The organism is Microbacterium sp. ZXX196 (assembly GCF_009709595.1).
GTDB classification, from domain to species: Bacteria; Actinomycetota; Actinomycetes; order Actinomycetales; family Microbacteriaceae; genus Microbacterium; species Microbacterium excoecariae.
The window spans coordinates 1-20,239 of the sequence record NZ_WMEE01000013.1; the positions used below are offsets into that span (position 1 = coordinate 1).

22 protein-coding genes and 2 pseudogenes are annotated in these 20,239 nt (G+C 65.5%); 6 read left to right on the top strand and 18 right to left on the bottom strand.

The features are described from left to right. Window positions 1–124, top strand: a pseudogene (locus GJQ66_RS10295) (IS3 family transposase); the annotation flags it as partial. 12 nt (window positions 125–136) lie between these two features. Here GJQ66_RS10295 and GJQ66_RS10300 read toward each other — a convergent pair. Then, window positions 137–706 (bottom strand): annotated as a pseudogene (locus GJQ66_RS10300) (cation transporter); the annotation flags it as partial. A 238-nt stretch (window positions 707–944) separates the two neighbouring features. Continuing rightward, window positions 945–1,154 (bottom strand): heavy-metal-associated domain-containing protein, encoded by a 210-nt coding sequence (locus GJQ66_RS10305; RefSeq protein WP_155049292.1) that lies wholly within the window; start codon window positions 1,152–1,154, stop codon window positions 945–947. A gap of 136 nt (window positions 1,155–1,290) precedes the next feature. Between GJQ66_RS10305 and GJQ66_RS10310 the strand changes: the two genes are divergently transcribed. The 3 genes from GJQ66_RS10310 (at window position 1,291) to GJQ66_RS10320 (ending at window position 3,164) form a co-directional block, all read left to right on the top strand. Then, window positions 1,291–1,761, top strand: coding sequence for a DUF6153 family protein (locus tag GJQ66_RS10310; protein WP_155049293.1), 471 nt, complete (start codon window positions 1,291–1,293; stop codon window positions 1,759–1,761). A gap of 106 nt (window positions 1,762–1,867) precedes the next feature. Continuing rightward, on the top strand, window positions 1,868–2,476 hold the full coding sequence (locus tag GJQ66_RS10315) for a DUF305 domain-containing protein (protein ID WP_155049294.1): 609 nt from the start codon (window positions 1,868–1,870) through the stop codon (window positions 2,474–2,476). Between the two features lie 64 nt (window positions 2,477–2,540). Continuing rightward, window positions 2,541–3,164 carry a CueP family metal-binding protein gene (locus GJQ66_RS10320; protein ID WP_155049295.1) on the top strand — a complete coding sequence of 208 codons (624 nt, stop codon included), beginning with the start codon at window positions 2,541–2,543 and terminating at the stop codon, window positions 3,162–3,164. Window positions 3,165–3,220: 56 nt separating this feature from the next. On the opposite strand, the gene GJQ66_RS10325 is transcribed toward GJQ66_RS10320, so the two are convergent. From GJQ66_RS10325 to GJQ66_RS10400, 16 genes are all read right to left on the bottom strand, one after another. Next, on the bottom strand, window positions 3,221–3,637 hold the full coding sequence (locus tag GJQ66_RS10325; protein WP_155049296.1) for a low molecular weight phosphatase family protein: 417 nt from the start codon (window positions 3,635–3,637) through the stop codon (window positions 3,221–3,223). After that, window positions 3,634–4,062 (bottom strand): arsenate reductase ArsC, encoded by a 429-nt coding sequence (locus tag GJQ66_RS10330; RefSeq protein ID WP_155049297.1) that lies wholly within the window; start codon window positions 4,060–4,062, stop codon window positions 3,634–3,636. The genes GJQ66_RS10325 and GJQ66_RS10330 overlap by 4 nt, the downstream gene beginning before the upstream one ends. A 20-nt stretch (window positions 4,063–4,082) precedes the next feature. Next, window positions 4,083–5,066, bottom strand: coding sequence for a metalloregulator ArsR/SmtB family transcription factor (locus GJQ66_RS10335; protein ID WP_155049298.1), 984 nt, complete (start codon window positions 5,064–5,066; stop codon window positions 4,083–4,085). After that, on the bottom strand, window positions 5,063–6,166 hold the full coding sequence (arsB, locus tag GJQ66_RS10340) for an ACR3 family arsenite efflux transporter (RefSeq protein WP_155049299.1): 1,104 nt from the start codon (window positions 6,164–6,166) through the stop codon (window positions 5,063–5,065). Before arsB ends, GJQ66_RS10335 begins: the two co-directional genes overlap by 4 nt. Beyond that, window positions 6,163–6,489, bottom strand: a complete 327-nt coding sequence (gene trxA / locus GJQ66_RS10345; RefSeq protein WP_155049300.1) for a thioredoxin — start codon at window positions 6,487–6,489, stop codon at window positions 6,163–6,165. Before trxA ends, arsB begins: the two co-directional genes overlap by 4 nt. After that, entirely contained in the window at window positions 6,486–7,454 is a 969-nt protein-coding gene (gene trxB, locus GJQ66_RS10350; RefSeq protein WP_155049301.1) for a thioredoxin-disulfide reductase, read from the bottom strand. The genes trxA and trxB overlap by 4 nt, the downstream gene beginning before the upstream one ends. Before the next feature lie 178 nt (window positions 7,455–7,632). Further along, the gene (locus GJQ66_RS10355) at window positions 7,633–8,598 is read right to left on the bottom strand and encodes a cytochrome c oxidase assembly protein (protein ID WP_155049302.1); all 966 of its coding nucleotides are present in this window, start codon (window positions 8,596–8,598) and stop codon (window positions 7,633–7,635) included. A gap of 10 nt (window positions 8,599–8,608) precedes the next feature. After that, the gene (locus tag GJQ66_RS10360) at window positions 8,609–9,319 is read right to left on the bottom strand and encodes a copper resistance protein CopC (RefSeq protein WP_196215859.1); all 711 of its coding nucleotides are present in this window, start codon (window positions 9,317–9,319) and stop codon (window positions 8,609–8,611) included. Then, entirely contained in the window at window positions 9,316–11,211 is a 1,896-nt protein-coding gene (locus tag GJQ66_RS10365; protein ID WP_196215860.1) for a cytochrome c oxidase assembly protein, read from the bottom strand. The genes GJQ66_RS10360 and GJQ66_RS10365 overlap by 4 nt, the downstream gene beginning before the upstream one ends. Further along, on the bottom strand, window positions 11,208–11,711 hold the full coding sequence (locus GJQ66_RS10370) for a DUF3515 family protein (RefSeq protein WP_155049305.1): 504 nt from the start codon (window positions 11,709–11,711) through the stop codon (window positions 11,208–11,210). The genes GJQ66_RS10365 and GJQ66_RS10370 overlap by 4 nt, the downstream gene beginning before the upstream one ends. Then, a complete protein-coding gene (gene lnt, locus GJQ66_RS10375) occupies window positions 11,708–13,162 on the bottom strand; it encodes an apolipoprotein N-acyltransferase (protein WP_155049306.1) in 1,455 nt (484 codons plus the stop codon). Before lnt ends, GJQ66_RS10370 begins: the two co-directional genes overlap by 4 nt. Before the next feature lie 88 nt (window positions 13,163–13,250). Further along, window positions 13,251–13,964, bottom strand: a complete 714-nt coding sequence (locus GJQ66_RS10380) for a thioredoxin domain-containing protein (RefSeq protein ID WP_155049307.1) — start codon at window positions 13,962–13,964, stop codon at window positions 13,251–13,253. A gap of 131 nt (window positions 13,965–14,095) precedes the next feature. Further along, window positions 14,096–14,530, bottom strand: a complete 435-nt coding sequence (locus tag GJQ66_RS10385; protein WP_155049308.1) for a hypothetical protein — start codon at window positions 14,528–14,530, stop codon at window positions 14,096–14,098. A 46-nt stretch (window positions 14,531–14,576) separates the two neighbouring features. Further along, window positions 14,577–15,488, bottom strand: coding sequence for a cation diffusion facilitator family transporter (locus tag GJQ66_RS10390; protein WP_155049309.1), 912 nt, complete (start codon window positions 15,486–15,488; stop codon window positions 14,577–14,579). Between the two features lie 8 nt (window positions 15,489–15,496). Continuing rightward, the gene (locus tag GJQ66_RS10395; protein WP_155049310.1) at window positions 15,497–17,473 is read right to left on the bottom strand and encodes a cation-translocating P-type ATPase; all 1,977 of its coding nucleotides are present in this window, start codon (window positions 17,471–17,473) and stop codon (window positions 15,497–15,499) included. Beyond that, window positions 17,470–17,835, bottom strand: a complete 366-nt coding sequence (locus tag GJQ66_RS10400; protein ID WP_114116930.1) for a helix-turn-helix transcriptional regulator — start codon at window positions 17,833–17,835, stop codon at window positions 17,470–17,472. Before GJQ66_RS10400 ends, GJQ66_RS10395 begins: the two co-directional genes overlap by 4 nt. A 91-nt stretch (window positions 17,836–17,926) precedes the next feature. Between GJQ66_RS10400 and GJQ66_RS10405 the strand changes: the two genes are divergently transcribed. Both GJQ66_RS10405 and GJQ66_RS10410 read left to right on the top strand, forming a co-directional pair. Then, window positions 17,927–18,436: a hypothetical protein gene (locus GJQ66_RS10405; protein WP_155049311.1), complete on the top strand. Its 510-nt coding sequence runs from the start codon at window positions 17,927–17,929 to the stop codon at window positions 18,434–18,436. Continuing rightward, window positions 18,433–20,211, top strand: a complete 1,779-nt coding sequence (locus GJQ66_RS10410; protein ID WP_155049312.1) for a type IV secretory system conjugative DNA transfer family protein — start codon at window positions 18,433–18,435, stop codon at window positions 20,209–20,211. The genes GJQ66_RS10405 and GJQ66_RS10410 overlap by 4 nt, the downstream gene beginning before the upstream one ends. Window positions 20,212–20,239 lie beyond the last annotated feature (28 nt).

Here is a 20,239-nt window from a genome sequence, read left to right on the forward strand (position 1 = left end):
GAAGGACGAGTACAACCACCACCGCCGGCACTCCTCGCTCGGCTACCTACCCCCAGCCGAGTACGCTCGACAGTGCACCCATCAAATGGAAACCGACGACTCACAGAGCGTCCGGACCGAATGAAGGGGGCGGCTCACCCGGAATGCCGGCGGTGCCGAAGAACAGCGCGTACAACGACCACAGCAGCGCCACTGATGTTCCCATCGAGATGAGGGTGTCCATCGTGGCAGCTCCGTGTCGGAGGTTGATCCACGCTGCTTTGTGGAACGGCCACGCACCCCAGACGATCACGGGGCCGGCAAGCGCCAACGAGGCCCACTGCCAGTACGTGAACTGCAGCACGGGCACCATGGCCATCGCGATCACCGGGACGGTCAGCACGATCGACCCGATCAACCTGCGGCGCAGCGACACGAGCTCGGGGTCGTCCGCAAGGCGGTCGCCCTCGGATGCGTCCCGCCGCGGCTCAGGTGCAGGGACGATCGCGGTGTAGCCCGCGCTCTCCACTTCAGCGATCAGAAGCGCAGGGTCGTACCCGGCAGGAACGCTGACCTTGGCTTTCTCAGTGGCGTAGTTCACCGTCGCCTCGACGCCTTCAAGCTTGTTGAGCTTGCGCTCAATGCGATTCGCGCAGGAGGCGCAAGTCATCCCGCCGATCGCGAGCTCCACACCGCTGTCGTTCGCCGATTGCGCAGAGGCATTCATCGCCGTTCGCACCTTTCCTTGCTCAGTTGTCATCGGGCATTCCGCGCCCTCGCCGTTACCTGTTGCGGCCCAACTCGTCAGCGCTGATCCGGGTGCTCCCCCTGAATCGGCACGGAGCTACTGTCTTCCCAGTGAGATACGAAGCCGTCGGGGACGAACGCTCCGGCCGCGTAGAACGCAACTCCGAACACTGCTGCCAGCGTCGCACCGTAGAGCGCAATCCTTCCACCGGCTCTCATTAGACCCGCGCTGCTGAGTAGCCTGCCTCTTCGACCGCCGAGATGACGGCAGAAGCACCGATCTCAGTCGCAGCGTGCACGACGAGGCGTCCGGTCTGGGCGTCGACCTCGACGCTCTCAACGCCGGCGATGCCGCCGACTTCCTCCCGGACTGACATCTCGCAGTGTCCGCACGTCATTCCGGTCACCTTGTACTCGCTGGTAGCCATCGTGATTCTCCTTCTGCTTTCGATACCCCCGGTGGGTATCTGGTAACGTGAACCATATACCCCCTGGGGGTATTCCCACAAAGGGGCCGACGCCAGCCGCGTCGAGTACAGTGACGAGCACAGAAACGGAGCCCGCATGACTCGCACAACACGTCTGTGCGACGGCATGACGCCGCCGCGGCGCGTGGCGTTGGCAGTGCTGGTCTCCCTGCTCGTCGCGTTCGGACTGCTCGGCATGCACGCGCTATCGGTCGGACACAGCGTTCCGTCCCTCAGTGCTGCGACGTCAGAGCAAGTTCTCGCCTCGCACGGCACGCACTCCGTCGAGCCAGAAGCGCATACAGACTCCGAGACAAAACATCTGAACACTTCACCACCGGATTGTGCCGACGAGGCGTGCGGGAGTTCTCACCCGGATCACTCGATGGTCATGACGATGTGCGTGATTGCGCTGCTTGCCGCCCTTCTGGTTCTCGCCGCGCCGGCGAGGACCGGCGGATGGGTATCCCCTCGCCCGCACTTCTACGCCGGCGGCATCGATTTTCTGCTGACCAAGGCAGAGCCGCGGCCCCCTTCCCTGCATTTCCTGTCGATCAGTCGAACGTGAGCTGACGCCTGCTCGCGAGCGTGCCCGTGTGCACGCCGACGGCCCTGCCGTACCCGAGCACTGCTTCATTCCTATTTCGCCACTGAAACGACAAGGACGCATACTCATGCGAATTCGCACTACTGCTCTGTTCACCGCCGCGCTCGCTGCGACTCTCGTGCTCGGAGGCTGCTCGGCCGCCAGCGAAGAAGCCACGCCGGACGTGGACCACAGCACCCACGGAGACACCACAGCTTCATCGGCCCCCGTCGGCACTGCCAACGCCGCTGATGAGACGTTCGCGACGATGATGATTCCGCACCACGAACAAGCCGTGGAGATGGCGGACATGATCCTCAACAAGGACGGCGTGGACACGCGGGTGACGGAACTCGCCCAGCAGATCAAGAACGCGCAGGCTCCGGAGATCGAGACGATGACGGGCTGGCTCAGCGAGTGGGGCGTCTCGCTTGACTCGGGTATGGCCGGTCACGACATGGGCGATGACGGGATGATGGATGAGTCGGCGATGACGGCGCTCGACGACGCGGACGGTGCGGACGCCGCTCGATTGTTCCTCGAAGGCATGGTCATGCACCACGAGGGTGCGATCGACATGGCCGAGACGGAGCTCGCGGACGGACAGTTCCCTGACGCGCTCGAACTCGCACAGCAGGTGATCGACGGGCAGAGCGCCGAGATCACGACGATGAACGACATCCTCGACACGCTCTGACTCGACGACAGCGGGTGCGGGGCATGAGTGCCCCGCGCCCGCGCCGATCCCGAAGGACAACACGATGAATAACAACCATGTGACCGCTCGCCGCGCGAAGGTCCTCACTTCTGTCGGAGCCATGCTGATGGCGGCGAGTGTGCTCGTCGGTTGCTCCGCGAATTCGTCTCCGACGTCGCCAGCGCCCGAAGCGGAAGCTCCGCTCACTGTGACGATCGAGGGAGCCGATGATCTTGCAGGCCTCGATGCCCGCACGATCATCGACAGTCTGGACAGCACGCCCATCGCGGACCGCCCGACGGATTTCACCGCACAGGTCCACCCGGACGCGCTCGTCATCACCGACGATTCCGGCGAGACAGAACTCCCGATGCCGGACGATCAGGTCTACGTCGCGATCGCTCCGTATGAGCAGCAGACGCACGACTGCTACTTCCATGCACCGGTCAACTGCATCGGAGAGCAGAGCGATACCGACTTCGAGGTGACCGTCACGGACTCCGACACCGGCGACGAATACGTCGACCAGTCGATCCGGACGTTCGACAACGGCTTCCTCGGCATGTGGCTGCCTCGTGGCGTCACCGCTGAGGTCGTCATCGAGAAGGATGGCCGCACTGCGACCGGCACCGTATCGACTGTCAATGATGATGACGCCACCTGCATCACCACGATGCAGTTGACCTGAGCCGTCTGGTTGCCCCTTTCGTCGCCGCGGCGCAACAGAAAGGGGCAACCACAGCTCTATCCCTGGCGCACCAGGTCTGCGGCGAGCCCGCGAACTTTCTCGGCGATCAGATCCCGGATCGCGCGGGTGCGGTTACCACCACCGTTGTCGGAAGCGTCCTGGTCTGCGAAGGTCCAGGTCTCAATCACACCGGCCATGCCGTCGACCGGGGCGACCTTCGCCTCGTCGCCGAGCACGATGACCCGATCCACGCTGCGGAGGATCTCCGGGTCGATGGGCTTCGGGTAATCGCCCTCCATCGACGCGCCGACCTCGATGATCGCTTCCTCGGCGAGAGCACTGAGCTTGTCGCTCGGCGCGGTGCCGGCCGAGTACACGGTGATCGCGTCGCCGGCATGCTGGCGCATGAGGGCTGCGGCCATCTGCGACTTGCCGCCGTTCTTCTTGCAGACGAACAGCACCGACGCGCTCATGCGCCGGCCGCCTTTGCCGCTGCGGGCTCGAGCGACGCGATGAGCTCTTTGATGCGGCGGCGGATCTCGTCACGGATCGGGCGCACCGACTCGATGCCCTGCCCGGCGGGATCGTCGAGCTTCCAGTCCTCGTAGCGCTTACCGGGGAAGAACGGGCAGGCGTCGCCGCAACCCATCGTGATGACGACATCCGAGTCCTGCACCGCCTCCGTGGTGAGCACCTTCGGCGCCTCGCCCCGGATGTCGATGCCCTCCTCGAGCATCGCTTCGACGGCCACGGGATTGATCTGGTCGGCGGGGATCGAGCCGGCCGAACGGACCTCGATGCGACCTGCGGCGAGATGACGCAGGTAGCCGGCGGCCATCTGGGAGCGGCCGGCGTTGTGCACGCAGACGAACAGGACGCTGGGCGTGGTGGTGGTCATGATCGGAAGTCTTCTTTCTCTCAGTTCTTCACGAGGGTGTCGATGAGGCTTCGGACGCGTGCTTCGATGTCGTCGCGGATGGCGGCGACGCCTTCTTCGGAGGCGAGGGCGGGATCGCCGACCGCCCAGTCGTCGTAGGTCACGCCCGGGATGACCGGGCAGACATCGCCGCAACCCATGGTGACGACGACATCCGCCGCGCGGACCGCGTCGTCGGTGAGCGGCTTCGGGAACGCGGCCGCGGCGTCCTGCTCGCCTTCGATGTCGGCGAGGATCGAGCGCACGTGCGGGTGCACCTCGGATGCCGGCGTCGAGCCGGCGGACCGGGCGACGACCGCGCCGCCGGAGAGCTGGTTCACCAGGGCGGCGGCGAGCTGCGAGCGGCCCGCGTTGGCGACGCAGACGAACAGCACCTGCGGCTTGCCTGCCTCGCGGTCGCGGGCGATGTCGGCGAGGCGCTGGCGGGCGAACCGCTCGGTGAGCGGGATCATGTGGGTCGTGAGCTTCGCCGAGCGGACGAGACCGGCGAACGATTCGCGCACGATCGTGATGACGAGATCGCGGTTCAGGTGCGGCATCTCGTCGGCGAGCTCGGCGGCGAGGTGCTCGACCTTCGCGTCGAGCGCCGCGAGCGCCGCCGCGCGGTCTTCCTGCTCGGCCTGCGCGTCGGCGACCGCGGCGGGCGCGAACGCGTCGAGCAGCGCGGTGACGGCCTGCCTCCGCGACGGCAGGATGCTGTAGTACACCCAGGTGCCACGCCGCTCGGAGGCGAGGAGCCCCGTGTCCTTCAGCTTCTTCAAGTGATACGAGACGGTCGGTTGGGAGACGTCGGCGAGCTCGGCGAGGTCGCACACGCAGGCCTCGCCTCGCGGGTCGGTCGCGATCGCAGACAGCATGCGCAGCCGGAACGGATCGGCGAGCGCCTTGAGCGTCGTCGCGACGGCGTCGGCGGCGTCCTCGCCGATCGCGTGCGTCGGAGTCGGAGTACAGATCTCGGTGGTCATGATGCCCTCGATTCGGTGGCAGCGGGAACAGCATACGGATCGGTGTCGAACCACTTCCGCGCCGCCCACAAGGAGACGTAGACGAGGCCCACGAGCACGGGAACTTCGATGAGCGGGCCGACGACGCCCGCGAGGGCCTGGCCGCTGGTGGCTCCGAACGTGCCGATCGCGACGGCGATGGCGAGCTCGAAGTTGTTGCCCGCCGCGGTGAAGGCGAGCGTGGTGGAGCGGGCGTAGTTCAGGCCGATGCCCTTGCCGAGGAGGAGGCCGGCGAACCACATGATCGCGAAATAGGCCAGCAGCGGCAGCGCGATGCGGGCGACGTCCCACGGCCGCGAGGTGATCGCCTCGCCCTGCAGGGCGAATAGCAGCACGATCGTGAACAGCAGGCCGTAGAGCGCGAACGGGCCGATCACGGGGATGAACTTCGCCTCGTACCAGTCGCGGCCCTTCGCCTTCTCACCGAAGAAGCGAGTGAGGAACCCGGCCGCGAGGGGAACGCCGAGGAAGACGAGCACGTTGATCGCGATCTGCCCGATCGAGACGTCCAGGCCCTGGGAGTCGAGGCCGAGCCAGCCCGGCAGCACGGTGAGGTAGAACCAGCCGAGCAGTGAGAACGCGACGACCTGGAACACCGAGTTGATGAACACCAGCACGGCGGTCGCCTCGCGGTCGCCGCAGGCCAGGTCGTTCCAGATCACGACCATCGCGATACAGCGAGCGAGCCCCACGATGATGAGTCCGGTGCGGTACTCGGGCAGGTCGGGCAGGAAGATCCACGCGAGGGCGAACATCACCGCAGGTCCTGCGATCCAGTTCAGGATGAGCGAGGAGACGAGGAGCTTCTTGTCTCCGGTGACGGCGGCGACCTTGTCGTAGCGGACCTTCGCCAGCACGGGGTACATCATGATCAGCAGGCCGAGGCCGATCGGCACGGAGATGCCGCCGACTTCCATGTGCGCGAGCACGTCGGACAGCGCCGGGATAAACCGGCCGAGAAGGAGGCCCGCGACCATGGCGAGCCCGATCCACAGCGGCAGCCACCGGTCGAGGGTGGAGAGCTTCGCGGGCTTTGCCCGGGTTGCAGTGGCGGTGCTCATGCGATCAGCTCGTCGATCTTGCCCGCGATGACGGGCTTCGGGTTCGCGCCGATGAGCACGTCGACGCGCTCACCGCCGCGGTAGAAGCCGAGGGTCGGGATCGACGTGACCCCGGCAGCCATCACGGTTTGCGGGTTGGCGTCCGCGTCGAGCTTGACGATCTTCACCCGGCCGTCGTACTCGCCGGCGAGATCCTCGAGGATCGGGGCGATCGCCTTGCACGGGCCGCACCAGGTCGCCCAGATGTCGACGAGCACGGGGATGTCGGACTGCAGCACTTCGGCCTCGAACGTGGCGTCGGTGACGGTGACGGTCGCGCTCATGCGGATGCCTCCAAAAGATCGGTCTCGGTCTCGTCAGCGGGCAGGCCGGAGAGGAAGTGCTGGGCATCGAGGGCTGCGGCGCAGCCGGTGCCGGATGCGGTGATCGCCTGACGGTAGCGGCGGTCGACGAGATCACCTGCAGCGAAGACGCCCGGCAGGTTCGTCGCGGTCGTGGGGTGATCGACGAGCACGTAGCCCTCGTCGTCGAGATCGACCTGCCCGGTCAGCAGCTCCGAGCGTGGGTCGTGGCCGATCGCGACGAACACGCCGGACACGGGCAGGACGCGCTCAGCACCGGTGACGGTGTCGCGCAGGCGGAGCGCTTCGACGGTGTTCTCGCCGACGAGCTCGGCGACCTCACTGTTCCAGGCGATCTCGATCTTCGGGTCGGCGAGCACGCGCTCGGCCATGATCTTAGATGCCCGGAACTCGTCGCGGCGGTGCACGATGGTCACCTTCGACGCGAAGCGCGTGAGGAACAGCGCTTCCTCCATCGCGGAGTCGCCGCCGCCGACGACAGCGATCTCCTTCTCGCGGAAGAAGAACCCGTCGCAGGTTGCGCACCACGACAGGCCGTGACCGGAGAGCCGCTCCTCTTCGGCGAGGCCGAGCTTGCGGTACGCGGAGCCAGTGGTGAGGACCACGCTGCGTGAGCGGAACGTCTCGCCCGAGCCGGTCTCGATCGTCTTGACGTCGCCTGCGAGATCGAGGCGGGTCGCATCGTCGTAGAGGATGCGCGCACCGAAGCGCTCGGCCTGAGCGCGCATCGCCTCCATCAGCTCCGGGCCCTGCACGCCGTCGGTGAAGCCCGGGAAGTTCTCAACCTCGGTGGTCGTCATGAGCGAACCGCCGGCGGTCACCGCGCCAGCGATCACGACGGGAGCGAGCCCCGCCCGAGCCGCGTAGACCGCGGCTGTGTATCCCGCCGGGCCGGACCCGACGATCACTACCTGTTGCATCGACATGTTTCTATATTGATGCACTTCTAAACAGTCGGCAAGTGGAGCAGGCTGGTTCAGGGAGTTGTTCGCCGGATGTTCATCCGAACCAATCTGCTTCTCGCGACGCGCACGACGCGAGAAGCGGATAGCTCACCTGCGAAAGCAACCGCTTCGTGAGATCCTTCAGACGTCGGCATGGGTATCAGGTATCGGTACGTCCGCTGTCGCGCCGCGCATCTTTCGTATTGCCGCCCTCGAGCGATGCGAGGTACTCGTTGTACGCTTCCAGATCGATCTCGTCCTGAGTCTGTCGGCGCGACGCGAGCTTCGCATCCCGTTTGCTCCATCGCGACAGCGTAACGATGAGCACGATGAGCAACGGCAGCTCCGCGTACGTCCACATCATCGTCCCCGCGACGATCTGGTCTCGCATCGGATCGATCGCCCAACCGTCGCGTGTCACGTCGTATGCGCTGAACAACGGGGCAGCGGAAAGCAGCATCACCAGGCCCAGCACAGCGTGGACTTGAATCTCGACGACGACCTCAACCAGGCGGCCGGCGAACGACGGCGGCCTCGGCACGGGGTCTGAGGACCAGAGCGGAACCGCGGCGACGACGCCCAACGCGAATATCGCCAACAAGAGGACTTCATGGCCGAGGGGCACACGGACGAGCAGGCTCACCAGATCGGTGAGGTAGAGCCCCGGGTACAGCAGGATCGCAATCAGGATCGCGATGCCCGGTCGCACCAGAACTCGGCTGACAGGGGACCTCAAGCCGCCGAGTGCGAGCCGGAGCGCGGTTCTGCCGACCCCCCGATGGGGCGTCGCATGCAGCAGCAGACGGCCAGGCGTCCCGAGCACCAGCAATGGCGCAACGATTGTCATCAGGGTGATCTGCTGGAACAGCAGCGCGGAGATGAGAACCTCGGCGTATGCGTGTACGCCGAGACAACCTGTCGCAGCCAGCAGCGCGCATCCGAGCAGGAACGCGATCGATCTGCCGATCGGCCAGCGTCGGCCGGCGCGCCGTAGCCGAATCACTCCGAGCAGGTACAGAACCGCCCCGATCCCGGCGATGACGACGAGAATGGACACTCCGTTGGGCGAGAACGAGACCAGAGACGGCCACGTTGGAGCCGGTAGATTCTGCGCGTCGATGTTCATCCTGTTGGTGTTACTCCTCGTCAGGATCGTCCCCGGCATCACGCCGGGACTTCGTGTAGGAACGGAGCACAAAGACCAGCGCGATCAGGATGAGTACAACGATGAAGCCTGCAAATACGAACAGCCCGCCCATACCGGTGCCCGTGTCGGCGCTGGATTCCTCTTGAGATTCCCGGGCACCATTGCGAGGGGCCTCCGTGGTCGGTATCGGAGCGGCTTCCTCCGGCGTCTCTGCATCAGGAGCCGTCGTCTCCTCCTGATCAACGTCTTCGCTGCCCGGCTGCACGCGCTCATCCTCATCGTCGCAAGCGGGGAGATCCCATCCCAGTGCCGGAGTCCCGCCTGAGACAGGCTCATAGTCGAAGTCGAAGGCTTCCGAGACCGGGTGGCCGTCGCTCGACACCGCGTTCCACGTCACTGTGTAGGTCCCGGCTTCACCGAGCTCAACGGGAGTGGAGAGTACGTTCCGTTCGATCGTCGAGCATGCGGTCTCGTAGTAGAGACCATCCGGCCCCTCGACCTGCGCAAAACTCGCCTGACCGAAGTCGATCAGCTCGCCGCTGAAGGTAAGCGCGACCTCATCAAGAGTCGACACCGTCTCTCCGTTCGCGGGGGTCGACTCGAGCATCGTGTCGTGTGCCGAAGCGGCCTGCGTCGGGATGAGTACCGCAGCGGCAAGCACTGCGCCACCCACCAAGGTTCGTCCGAGCGTGAGTTTCATCGCTTTCCTTCCACTACTGCTTTTCCTGTGTCGATCTGTTCCTGAGCGCCTCGCGCAGGTGAGCGCGATGAGCGAAGCATGACGGGAGCGACGAGCATGACGCCCCCACCGAGGAGGAATGCCACCGCGGCGATATCCTGATCCGCTACCGGCTCCGGCCCCCATGCCCGCCCCATCGCGCCGAACCATTCGGCAGCGATCAGCCCTTGTTGGAAGCCGACCCATGCCGCGAAGCTCAGCAATGCGACCAGAGCGATACCGATCGCGGCCAGTCGCTGACCGGCTTGCTCCCGACCGCTCCCGGACGCGTTCAGCGCCGCCATAATCAGTGCTCCGCCGACAAGCGATACGACGATCATCATTTGATGTCCGAGCTGGTTGGACAGAGTCCAACGGAAGATCCCCGGCGCCGCGCCGCCCCAGACGATGGCGGCGAACACCAGCGCCGCAACAATCGGCGCAGAGAGCGCGGTGCGCACTCGAGAAGCACCGAGCCGCATGATTGCCTCGCGCGGACCGAACGAACCGTCTGACCGAGGAAAAATCGTGCGGATCGCCAGCTCGTACGGCGCCGCCGATGCGAGGAGAAGCGGAACCGCGGTGAGAAGCAGCACTCGACCGAGTGCGTTCATACTGTGCATGTAGTCGCTGTAGACAGCGCTCGGACCCGACGTCACCCAGGCGAGCAGGGCGAGACCTGCCATCCACGCCGTCGTACGCCGACGCGACCATCGCGCTCCGGCTCGACGGATTCGATGAACACCGAGTGCGTAGTACGCAGCTGCTGCGCCGGCGAGCACTGCCCAAAGCAGATCCAGCTTCCATTCGCCGAGCCACGTGGTCCCGTCGATCGGCGCGGGCAGGGGTGCGTCCGTCAAGAATTCAGCTGGCGTCACAAGTACGGGAGCAGAGCTGTCCGCAGGTGCAGGTGTGCGCGAAAGGGCGGTCGCCGTTCCCATAGCGACTCCCATGATCAGCAGTTCGAAGGCCACCAGCATCCAGAAAGCCGTGCGTCGGGCGAGACGTGTGATCATGCGGCTTCTGTAGTACGCGCCGAGCACGGCGAGCCCTGCCAACGCTGCTGTCTTGATCCCGAGCAGTGCGCCGTATGGGCTCCACAAGTCCGCCAGTGCCGTGATCGACGTCAGCGCACGGGCCACCCCTGACAGAAGCACGAGCATGAAAGAGGCCAGGGCGAGAGAGGAATACCTGGCGACAACAGCTCCGATGCTCTCGCGCGGGATCAACGGTCGAACCAGGATGAGGGTGAGCAGCCCGCCCACCCATACGGCAGCGCCGACGACATGCAGGATGAGGGCCATCACAGCGGCATCGTGGTTCGCGAGGCTTCCCGCGTGCCCCTGAGTCGACAGGGGTACGAGGCATACCAGGGCGAGGATCATGAGGACGGTTTCGGCAATAGCACCGCGCGCAACGACCGCGAACGTAGAGATGATCGCCGCGCCGATCACTGTCAGCAGCCACGCGAGCCCGAGTTCCGTCTCCGTCAGGAAGCGGCCGAGCTGCTCGCCGAATCCGATGTCCAACGATAGTTCCGGAGCGAGCGTCGAGAGATACGTCAGAAAGCCGGCCCCGGTCGCCGCCGCAGTCAGGACGATCGCCGCGGCCGCGGCGATCACTTGCGACGCTTCATATGGCTTGGAACCGCGCGGCAGGGCGAAAGCGCGCAGAATGAGGGAGCCCGCCATGACGGCGCCGGCAAGGTTCACGATGAGCTTCGCGAACGGGAGCCCCCAGCGCACGAACGCTCCGGGATCGGAGACGAGACGTTCGGCGGCGCCTGACCCCAGCACCAATCCGAACGCCGTCATGAGCACTGCGAACACGAGCAGTCCCACTGGGCCGATGAGCCGCAACAGGCGGAGCGTCATGAGCTGCTCCCCTCGTCCGCATTCGCTCCTTCGCGTACATCCGCCTCCGTGCATTGCCCGGTTGACGGCAGCTGCTGAGCTGCCACAGCAAGGCGATCGAGAACGTCGTCTGCCGAGAGCACGGTTGTATCGACGACGACCTCGGCTGCCGGGTTACGACCGAACGTCGCGAGAGTCAGCTGAGGTGAACGCGACTCGTCCACGGTCCAATCGACTCCTCCGATACGAACGCATTGCTTGTCGTCCGATGCCACTGGGTCTGTCCCGCAGGTGAAGGTCACTGCCGTCGGATCGCCCCATGCCCCTGTAGCCTGGGCGTTCGTCCATCGACGGGTCTGCTCACCGATCGCGTTCGGCAACCGTACCGAGGCAGCGGCGCATTCGACCTCGTTCGCACCCTGCGCGGGGGTGAGCGGAACCGTATCGGCGCAGGCTGTGAGCGCAGCAGCGAGTGCGAGCAGGGCAATAGCCGCTCCGGTGGTTCGTGTTCCTGTTTTCATGACTTCCGTTCTGCTGCGGCCGAGCGGCTGCTCAACCGAACGAGCCCGAGTGAGATGAGCGTGCAGATCGCGAGCACCGCGAGGCCCGCGATTGGGATCGGTCCGATGACGACAGCCGGAGTCCGGCCCGCGTACAACGGAACATCCGATACCGACGCAGCAGACTCGCCCGGAGCCGCGGCGTCGATCACGGAGCCGTCCGGCAGCACGACCTGGCTCGTGCCGGTCGTCGACACGTTGACGACAGCCCTACCGGTTTCGAACGCCCGGAGACGAGCGATTGCCATCTGCTGCAGGTTCTCGTCAGTACCGCGGAAGTCTGCGTTGTTCGTTTGAAAGATATAGACCTCCGCGCCGCCTTCCGCGCCGGCTCGGATCACGTCGTCGTAGATCAGGTCGAAGCAGATCCCGACGCCGATCCGAACGCCGTCGACATCGAGCACGGGCTCAGTCCTCCCAGCCGTGTACTCGCGTTGTATGAGCCCCACCAGTCCCGGGACGAGCCGTTCGTAGAACGCACGGTCGGGCACGTACTCACCGAACGGAACGGGATGGCGTTTGTCGTAGTACTGCACGCTGTCCCCTGTGCCCCAGAGGAACGATGTGTTGTAGGTCTCGCCCGAACGTGTGACGGCGGCGTTAGCCAGCAGCGGAGCGTCTGCGGCGCGAACGACGGCGTCGAGCCTGCGCGCAGTCTGCGGGCTCTGGTACGGATCGCTGTCAACGGCTCCCTCGGGCCATACGATCAGATCTGCGCCGCGCCCGTAGAGCGCCTCGCTGCGTGCCTCGTGCAGTTCAAGGATCTCGCCGGGCGAACGGTCATCGAAGTACCCCGATGGTCCGTTCGCCTGAACCCACCCGATCGCCATCTGCCCGGTCTGTCGTGTCGGGAAGGCCGGGATCAGCGCCAGCGCACAGGCGAGCGACACAGGGAGCGCCAGCATTCTGAACCGCCGCGCCCAGAGACATTCGATCGTCAGAGCGCACACCGCAACGATCGCGAACGAGACCCCGTCGACGCCGATCCACGACACCGCCTCTGCGAACGGTCCGTTCGCTTGACTCGTCGCCACCCGCGCCCACGGGAATCCGGAATACGGCCAGGTACCCGCCACCATTTCCCGTGCAGACCACAGTCCGGCCACGAGACCGGGGCGCACCAGGAAGCGCGCGCGGACACCGAGCTTCTCTGTCCATCGATAGGCAAGGGCGATTGCGATGCTTCCCGCCGCTACGAGGGCACCTTCCAGCCCGACGAGAGCAACCCAGGGCAGCGGCCCCAGGAACTCCCCCACCCAACTGAGATGAATCGCGAAGAAGAAGACGCCGAATACGGTTCCGATGAGGATTGCGCCGAGGACACTTCGACCGCGCAGCGCCATCAGCGTCAGCATCACAGCGACGAACGCCGCCGGCCAAAGTCCTACTGCGGGGTATGCGACATCGAGCATCACGCCTGCCAGTACCGTCGAGGGTATCGCCCAGCACAATCGGAGCACGCCTGTCCGTACCGCAGCCGCCCGCGGCGCAGACACCGGCTCAGTCTGCGAGAGCACGATCGATGGCGTCGGTCAGATCGCTGAGCTGAGTGAGCTCGAGCTGTTCCCCGTCGAGGAAGAACGTGGGCGTTCCGCCTACTCCCAGGGCACGCCCCTCCGAGAAGTCTTCCTCGACGCGCGCTTGGGTCCCCGGGTCAGCGACCGCGGCATCATAGGCGGCCATGTCGAGTCCGAGCTCCTCCGCGTATGAACGGAACCTCGCGGCTTCGGACGTCTGACCCTCTCCCCACTCGGCCTGCGTCTCGAACATGAGATCGTGCATCTCTTCGAAGCTTCCCTGCTGGGCGGCGGCCTCGACGGCGACGGCAGCGTTCATCGAATTGAAGTGGCCCGGGATCGGGAAGTATCGCACGACATAGTTGATGTCGCCGTCGTACTGCTGCCGGATCTCTTCGACATAGGGAGCGAAAGCACCGCACACCTCGCACTCGAAATCGAGGAACTCGACGAGAGTCGGTGCGTCTGGGCCCACGTAATCAAGAACGTGCGAGTCGCTCCGAGTGATCGGCAGCTCGCCACGGTCTGGAGCGACCTCGTCCGGCGCTGACGTCTTCACATAGACAACGGCTGCGATCACGATGATCACAGCGATCACAGCCGAAATCAGCAGCGCAACGACGACGGTCGGCAGCTTCTTCGGCGTACGGCGGGCGTTCATCTGTTCCTCCAGTGCGGCGGGTGGGGCGCCGTACATACGACGGCATGATGCGCAGCACCATCGCTCGCCGCGGCCGGAGCCGTATAGGGGCCGGAGGCGATAGATGTGCCGTGCGCTTTTCTCGATCGGAAGGCGTCTGCGTCTGCAGGCCCCGATCCGCACAGGAATCAGATTCTTGAGATACCCAGAAGAAGAGGTGTAGGAGCGGGAATCGGAACCACTCTCCGGGCGCGCAGCGCGAGCATGCCCAGGAGCGGCCCGAGCTTCACGACGAGCCGCGGCCCAGCGAGGAAGAGCAGGCCGGCGAAAGCGAGAGATACCGCGCAGCACACCCCGAGCAGGCAGAGCGCATCGGCGGCTTCCCCCGACTCGTCAGCGCCGGCCGTCACAACGTCGCCGGAAGTCGCATCGACTGCTTCCGCCCCGTAGGCGGCGGCGATCTCATTGCCTTGGGCAACGAACCCATGCTGCTCAGCGGCCTCATGCATGCACAGAGCAAGCGCGCCGAAGAGGAGAAAACCGATGAGCGCCAGGATCAGTGAGCGCCTCGCAACCGCCGAACCGCCCTCTGCGGGCGCGACGGATGTACGAGGAGGGATCACCAGGGCACCATATCCAACTTGAATATGCAATGGCCGGGAGGGGAGATCAGCTATGAAGTCCATCCTCGTCGCCGTATCCGACTGCTTCCAGCTGGAACGTCGAGTGTTCAATATGCACGGGAAAATGCTCGCCGACGCACGACTGCAGGTCGCGCAGGAGCGCGTCGCGACCAGCATCGTCGATGACGGTCTCGTCGATGACGACATGCGCCGAAAGCGTTGGCAGCTGGCTTGAAACGAGAGATGCGTGGAGGTCGTGCACTGCCACCACGCCTGGGCGGGACAAGATATGCGCACGAACTTCGGCGAGATCCAAACCGGGCGGCGTTCGTTCGAGCAGAACGCCGACGGATGCGCGGATGAGGATCAGCGTGCGCGGGACGATGAGTGCGGCGACCGCGATGCCCGCGACTGCGTCGGCGCGCTCCCAACCGAGCGTCGCGATCAGCACGGCGCTGACGATCACTGCCACTGACCCGAGCGCGTCGTTCACGACTTCGAGGAACGCCGCCCGCATGTTGAGGTTATCGCCACGTCCTCCGGCAAGCACGGTGATCGAGGCGATGTTCGCGACGAGGCCGACGACTCCGAATATCAGAAGTGCGGTCGATGGCACCGCTGGGGGCTCGAACAAGCGCCGTACCCCTTCGACCAGCGCGAAGAGACCTACTCCCAAGAGCAATGCCGCTTGTCCGAGTGCGGCGAGAATCTCGCTGCGTTTCAAACCCCAGGTGTAGCGATCCGACGGCGGCTTCTCCATCAGCAGTGCCGCCGAGACCGCGACCGCAAGGCCGACGAGGTCAGTCAGCATGTGCGCGGCGTCAACCAGCAGCGCCAAGCTTCCCGTCAGAACTGCTCCGACGACTTCGACGACGAATACGGACCCGGTGATGCAGAGCGCGATCGCGAGGCGCCGACGCGGCGCCGCGGCATGACTGTGGTCGTGATGATCTCCCATGATTCCTTCTAACGGGTCGCGGTCTGTATTGCGGCGTTCGGTGCTTGCACAGAGTTCCTCGAAAGCCGGCGCCTCGTCTGCGCAGCGCGCAAACCATTGGCAATGACGACGACTTCGGCGACTTCATGCACGAGCACGACAGCGGCAAGCCCCAGCACTCCCGTGATCGCGAGCGGCAGCAGAACGATGATGATCGCGAGCGACAGCACGATGTTCTGGTTCATGATCGCCCGGCCGCGGCGTGCGTGGCGCAGAGCCTGCGGGATGAGGCGCAGGTCGTGACCGGTGAAGGCGACATCAGCGGACTCGATCGCGGCATCGGAGCCAGTTGCGCCCATCGCGATCCCGACCGTCGCCGAGGCGAGAGCGGGAGCGTCGTTGATGCCGTCACCGATCATGCCGGTGGGGCGCTGTGCGACTGATGCGGTCACCTCTGCGGCTTTGTCCTCGGGACGCAGCTCGGCACGCACGTCGGAGATACCGGCGATTTTCGCCAATGCCATGGCAGTGCGCGCGTTGTCGCCCGTGAGCATGACGACCTCGACGTTCTGCGCGCGGAGAGCAGCGACAGCCTCCGGTGCCTCGGCGCGCAGTTCATCGCGGACGCCGATCGCACCGGCCACGCTGCCGTCGCGCGTGACCATGACGCAGGTCTGTCCGTCAGCTTCCATCGCCGCGACCCGGTCGGCCAGCACGCCGGGAGCGATCCAGCGCGGGCTGCCGACAGTGATCTCATGGCCATCGACCTGCCCGGCCATCCCATGCCCAGGCTGCTCGATCACACGAGCCGCGGCTGGTCCGCCCGGGGCCGCCTCAGTGATGGCGGCGGCAAGCGGATGCGTGCTGTGCTGCTCCAGTGCAGCGGCCCAGCCGAGCACGTCCTCGCGGGAAAATGCAGTAGCCGCGGCGACGTCGGTCACCACGGGCTCGTTGCGCGTCAAAGTGCCGGTCTTGTCGACCGCGATCCGGCGGAGCGAGCCAAGCTGTTCAAACGCGGCCCCGCTCTTGATGATGACGCCGAACCGGGTGGCTGCACCGATGGCCGAGACCACGGTGACCGGAACGGCGATGGCAAGGGCACATGGCGAGGCGGCCACGAGCACAACCAGGGCGCGAGTGATCCAAGTCTGCGGGTCACCGCTGAGCAGCGAGCCGAGCACGCCCACCAGCAGTGCGAGAACGATCACGCCGGGGACCAACGGACGCGCAATCCGGTCGGCGAGACGCGCCCTCTGCCCACGCTCCTGCTGCGCCTGCTCGACGAGCCCGACCAGGGTCGTCAACGAGTTGTCCGTCCCGTCGGCCGTGGCGGTGATCTCGAGTGCACCGGAAGTGTTGATCGACCCAGCCGCGACCTCGTCGCCCACACCAATGTCTACCGGGATCGATTCGCCGGTGATTGCCGAGGTGTCGAGGCTGCTACGACCCGACGCCACAGTGCCGTCGGTTGCCACGCGCTCACCAGGTCGGACCCGAATCACGTTGCCGATCTTCACCTCCCTGGCTGCGACCTCGACGGCGGTGCCACCTCGTACAACGGTGGCCGTCTCGGGTACGAGCCTGAGCAGAGCACGCAGTCCTGAGCGGGCACGGTCCATCGCCTTGTCTTCCAACGCCTCCGCAATGGAGTACAGGAACGCCAGAGCTGCGGCTTCCTCGACGTAGCCGAGAATCACCGCGCCGACGGCGCTGATCGTCATCAGCAGCGCGATCCCGACTTTTCCTCGGGTAAACAGACCACGCACTGCCCCAGGGACGAACGTCCATGCGCCCAACAGGAGTCCGGACCAGAACAGCACGAGCACCGTGATCTCGGCAGCGACGCTGTCGCCGGTCATCCACCCGGTGAGCAGCCCCGACACGAAGAAGATGCCTGATGCGATCGGGACGAGGATCGCGGGGTCGCGCCACCATGGGCGCTCGACATCTTCAAGCTCTTCGACCGCGCTGGGAACGTCATGCTCGCAACCGCACGCCGCGCTCATTCTCCGGCCCCCTCGCCTGCGTCGCAGCAGCCGGGGATTGAGCAGGCCGGGTCGATGCACGGCGCACTCTCGTCGACTGCCAAGGTCACGTCGACGAGTGCCGTCAGCGCCGCGGCAAGATGCGGGTCCGCGATCTCGTATCGGGTCTGCCGCCCTTCCAGCTCTGCGACCACGATGCCGCAGTCACGCAGACAGGTCAGATGGTTCGAGACGTTCGAACGGGTCAGATCAAGCTCACGCGACAGCACCCCCGGATAGTTGGGACCGTCGAGGAGCGTCATCAGAATCCGGGAACGCGTCGGGTCCGCCATAGCCCGGCCGAGCCGGTTCATAACGTCGAGACGCGAGGCAATGGTCAGCATGCAGTGAACTATACACTGATTACTGAACACTCCACTGCGTCGTCCTGCTCCGATTCTCTCCCCACGGCGTGCTTCTGCGCACCTGGACAGCATGAAGCTTCGAGCACGCCCATCACTTCCTGCCTCCTTGCCGCGCGGCATTATCAGAGTCGAGTCGGGAGGTGAGATCGTCGCCACGCTCGATGGCGAGATCGTGATGCCTCCGGATGCCGGCTCTCCCTGGAGCCGTCCACGAATCGACGAACTGCTGGATGCGATGACGATGCACGGCACGCGCGCAGTATGGGTAACGCTGTATGAAATCGACGGCCAGGTTTTCACCGAGATCGTCCAAGGCGGCGAGCGCTTGGCGGCAGAGCCCCCGCGACGTGCACGGAAGCGATCGTCTCACGGGAGCGCCGTGTCGCACCTCGAGCTCACAGGTGACGGTTTCTTTCCAGGAGAGGAGGTGCTTGCCGCTGTCGGTGTATGCGTCCGTGCGGAGAACGACGAAGGGCACGTCGTCGCCATCGTCGACCGCCGGGATCTTCCCGCGGGCGCCGCTGTCTCGTTGCTTTGCGGTCGTGAGTCCGGCCACACGGTCGTTCAGGATCTGCGATGACCACGCCAGCGGGACGACAGACAGGCTCTTTCGGTGATGAGCTGACGAACGCGCTCATGATCGGATTGGTCGCCCTGTTCGGGCTCGCGATCGTACTGCGTGCGGGCGGGAGTATCGCCGCATGGCTCACGCGCACGGCCCAGCCCGACGGCGGTCTTCTCGCGGGGCTCAGTGTCCTGACGAACGCAAGCCACCCAGGTGCTGCGTTGGGCGCGCCGGCGCTGGCAACGGTCGCATACTGGGTCGTCACCGGACTACTCCTCATCGTCGTGATCGTCGGCGGTGTCTGGGGCTGGGTACTGCTCCGGCGCCATAGCCGCCGAGCAGCTATGGACCCGCACAACAGCGCCGGTGTCGCCACCCGCCACGAAGTTTCGCTCGCCGCGTCGCGGAAAGCTCTGCTCAGGCGCGCCAGGAACCTGCGCCCCTCACTCGACAGTCCCGCGCCCAACGATGTCGGCTATCGCATCGGTACTTCGAAGGGGATCGAGGTGTGGGCCTCTGTCGAGGACTCGATCCTTCTGATCGGACCACCACGTTCCGGCAAGGGCCTGCACGTCGTCATCCCCGCAATCCTCGATGCCCCTGGTGCGGTCATCACGACGAGCACGCGCCCCGACAATCTCACGGCCACCCTGCGCGAGAGGAAGCGTTCAGCAGGTCCGGTAGCAGTGTTCGATCCGCAGCATCTGGCGGAGGGCGTTCCGGCAGGACTGCGCTGGTCGCCTGTGCGTGGCTGCGAGGACCCGTTGACCGCGATGATCCGTGCAACCGGGCTCGCTGCCGCCACAGGTCTGTCCGCAGGCGGAGTCGAAGGCGGCGGGTTCTGGGAGGGGAAGACTCGGACCGCGCTTCAGTCGCTCTTGCACGCAGCCGCGCTGGATCAGCGTCCGCCCGTCGAGTTGTTCCGTTGGACGCTCGATCCCTCTGCCGCCGCGGACGCTGTGGCGATCTTGGAGAGCCATCCGCAAGCAGCGACCGGCTGGGCCGACTCTCTGCAGTCGATGATCGATTCCGATCCACGCACCCGGGACTCGATCTGGCAGGGCGTTTCGCTCTCCCTCAGCTCCCTTGCTGATCCTCGCGTTCTTGACGCTGTCTCACCGGCGCCCGGCGAAGCGTTCGATCCGGAGTCATTCATCCGGGATCGAGGCACGCTCTACCTGCTCGCCACCGGCGCCGGCGCCGGCGCTTCCGCATCACTCGTCGCCGCGTTCGTCGAAGACCTCGTCGAAGTCGCCCGCAGGATGGCCGCACGCTCCCCTGGCGCTCGCCTCGACCCGCCGGTGCTGCTGGCTCTGGACGAGATCGGAAATCTTTCTCCGCTGCCATCCTTGCCGATGCTGATGGCAGAAGGCGGTGGCACCGGAATCACGACGATGCCTGTCCTCCAGTCGCTTGCGCAAGCCCGTGACAAGTGGTCGGACGATCAAGCTGGCGCGATCTGGGACGCCTCAATCGTGAAGATCGTTCTCGGCGGTGCCTCGAACTCGAAAGATCTCCAAGATCTGTCCACGCTCATCGGGGAACGCGACGAATACACAGACAGCATCACCCTGGGCGACCACGGCACCCGCTCGAACCAACGATCAGTAAGGCGCATCCCAGTTTTCCCGCCGGACCGCATCCGGACTCTCCCCTTTGGCACAGCGGTGACGCTGTTGCGCTCCGCACCTCCGATCGTCACCGATCTGAAGGCGTGGCCCAGTCGCCGCGATGGCCGACAGCTCGCCCAAGATCGTCACGCGATCGAGGACCAGCTGAGCCGACAGTGACGGGAAGCGCACCTACTGACAACACAGG

Bases quoted from the DNA above. Each gene is read 5' to 3' on its own strand.
- GJQ66_RS10305 (WP_155049292.1), bottom strand. From the start codon at position 1,154: ATGGCTACCAGCGAGTACAAGGTGACCGGAATGACGTGCGGACACTGC.
- GJQ66_RS10310 (WP_155049293.1), top strand. From the start codon at position 1,291: ATGACTCGCACAACACGTCTGTGCGACGGCATGACGCCGCCGCGGCGC.
- GJQ66_RS10315 (WP_155049294.1), top strand. From the start codon at position 1,868: ATGCGAATTCGCACTACTGCTCTGTTCACCGCCGCGCTCGCTGCGACT.
- GJQ66_RS10320 (WP_155049295.1), top strand. From the start codon at position 2,541: ATGAATAACAACCATGTGACCGCTCGCCGCGCGAAGGTCCTCACTTCT.
- GJQ66_RS10325 (WP_155049296.1), bottom strand. From the start codon at position 3,637: ATGAGCGCGTCGGTGCTGTTCGTCTGCAAGAAGAACGGCGGCAAGTCG.
- GJQ66_RS10330 (WP_155049297.1), bottom strand. From the start codon at position 4,062: ATGACCACCACCACGCCCAGCGTCCTGTTCGTCTGCGTGCACAACGCC.
- GJQ66_RS10335 (WP_155049298.1), bottom strand. From the start codon at position 5,066: ATGACCACCGAGATCTGTACTCCGACTCCGACGCACGCGATCGGCGAG.
- arsB (WP_155049299.1), bottom strand. From the start codon at position 6,166: ATGAGCACCGCCACTGCAACCCGGGCAAAGCCCGCGAAGCTCTCCACC.
- trxA (WP_155049300.1), bottom strand. From the start codon at position 6,489: ATGAGCGCGACCGTCACCGTCACCGACGCCACGTTCGAGGCCGAAGTG.
- trxB (WP_155049301.1), bottom strand. From the start codon at position 7,454: ATGTCGATGCAACAGGTAGTGATCGTCGGGTCCGGCCCGGCGGGATAC.
- GJQ66_RS10355 (WP_155049302.1), bottom strand. From the start codon at position 8,598: ATGAACATCGACGCGCAGAATCTACCGGCTCCAACGTGGCCGTCTCTG.
- GJQ66_RS10360 (WP_196215859.1), bottom strand. From the start codon at position 9,319: ATGAAACTCACGCTCGGACGAACCTTGGTGGGTGGCGCAGTGCTTGCC.
- GJQ66_RS10365 (WP_196215860.1), bottom strand. From the start codon at position 11,211: ATGACGCTCCGCCTGTTGCGGCTCATCGGCCCAGTGGGACTGCTCGTG.
- GJQ66_RS10370 (WP_155049305.1), bottom strand. From the start codon at position 11,711: ATGAAAACAGGAACACGAACCACCGGAGCGGCTATTGCCCTGCTCGCA.
- lnt (WP_155049306.1), bottom strand. From the start codon at position 13,162: ATGCTCGATGTCGCATACCCCGCAGTAGGACTTTGGCCGGCGGCGTTC.
- GJQ66_RS10380 (WP_155049307.1), bottom strand. From the start codon at position 13,964: ATGTACGGCGCCCCACCCGCCGCACTGGAGGAACAGATGAACGCCCGC.
- GJQ66_RS10390 (WP_155049309.1), bottom strand. From the start codon at position 15,488: ATGGGAGATCATCACGACCACAGTCATGCCGCGGCGCCGCGTCGGCGC.
- GJQ66_RS10395 (WP_155049310.1), bottom strand. From the start codon at position 17,473: ATGAGCGCGGCGTGCGGTTGCGAGCATGACGTTCCCAGCGCGGTCGAA.
- GJQ66_RS10400 (WP_114116930.1), bottom strand. From the start codon at position 17,835: ATGCTGACCATTGCCTCGCGTCTCGACGTTATGAACCGGCTCGGCCGG.
- GJQ66_RS10405 (WP_155049311.1), top strand. From the start codon at position 17,927: ATGAAGCTTCGAGCACGCCCATCACTTCCTGCCTCCTTGCCGCGCGGC.
- GJQ66_RS10410 (WP_155049312.1), top strand. From the start codon at position 18,433: ATGACCACGCCAGCGGGACGACAGACAGGCTCTTTCGGTGATGAGCTG.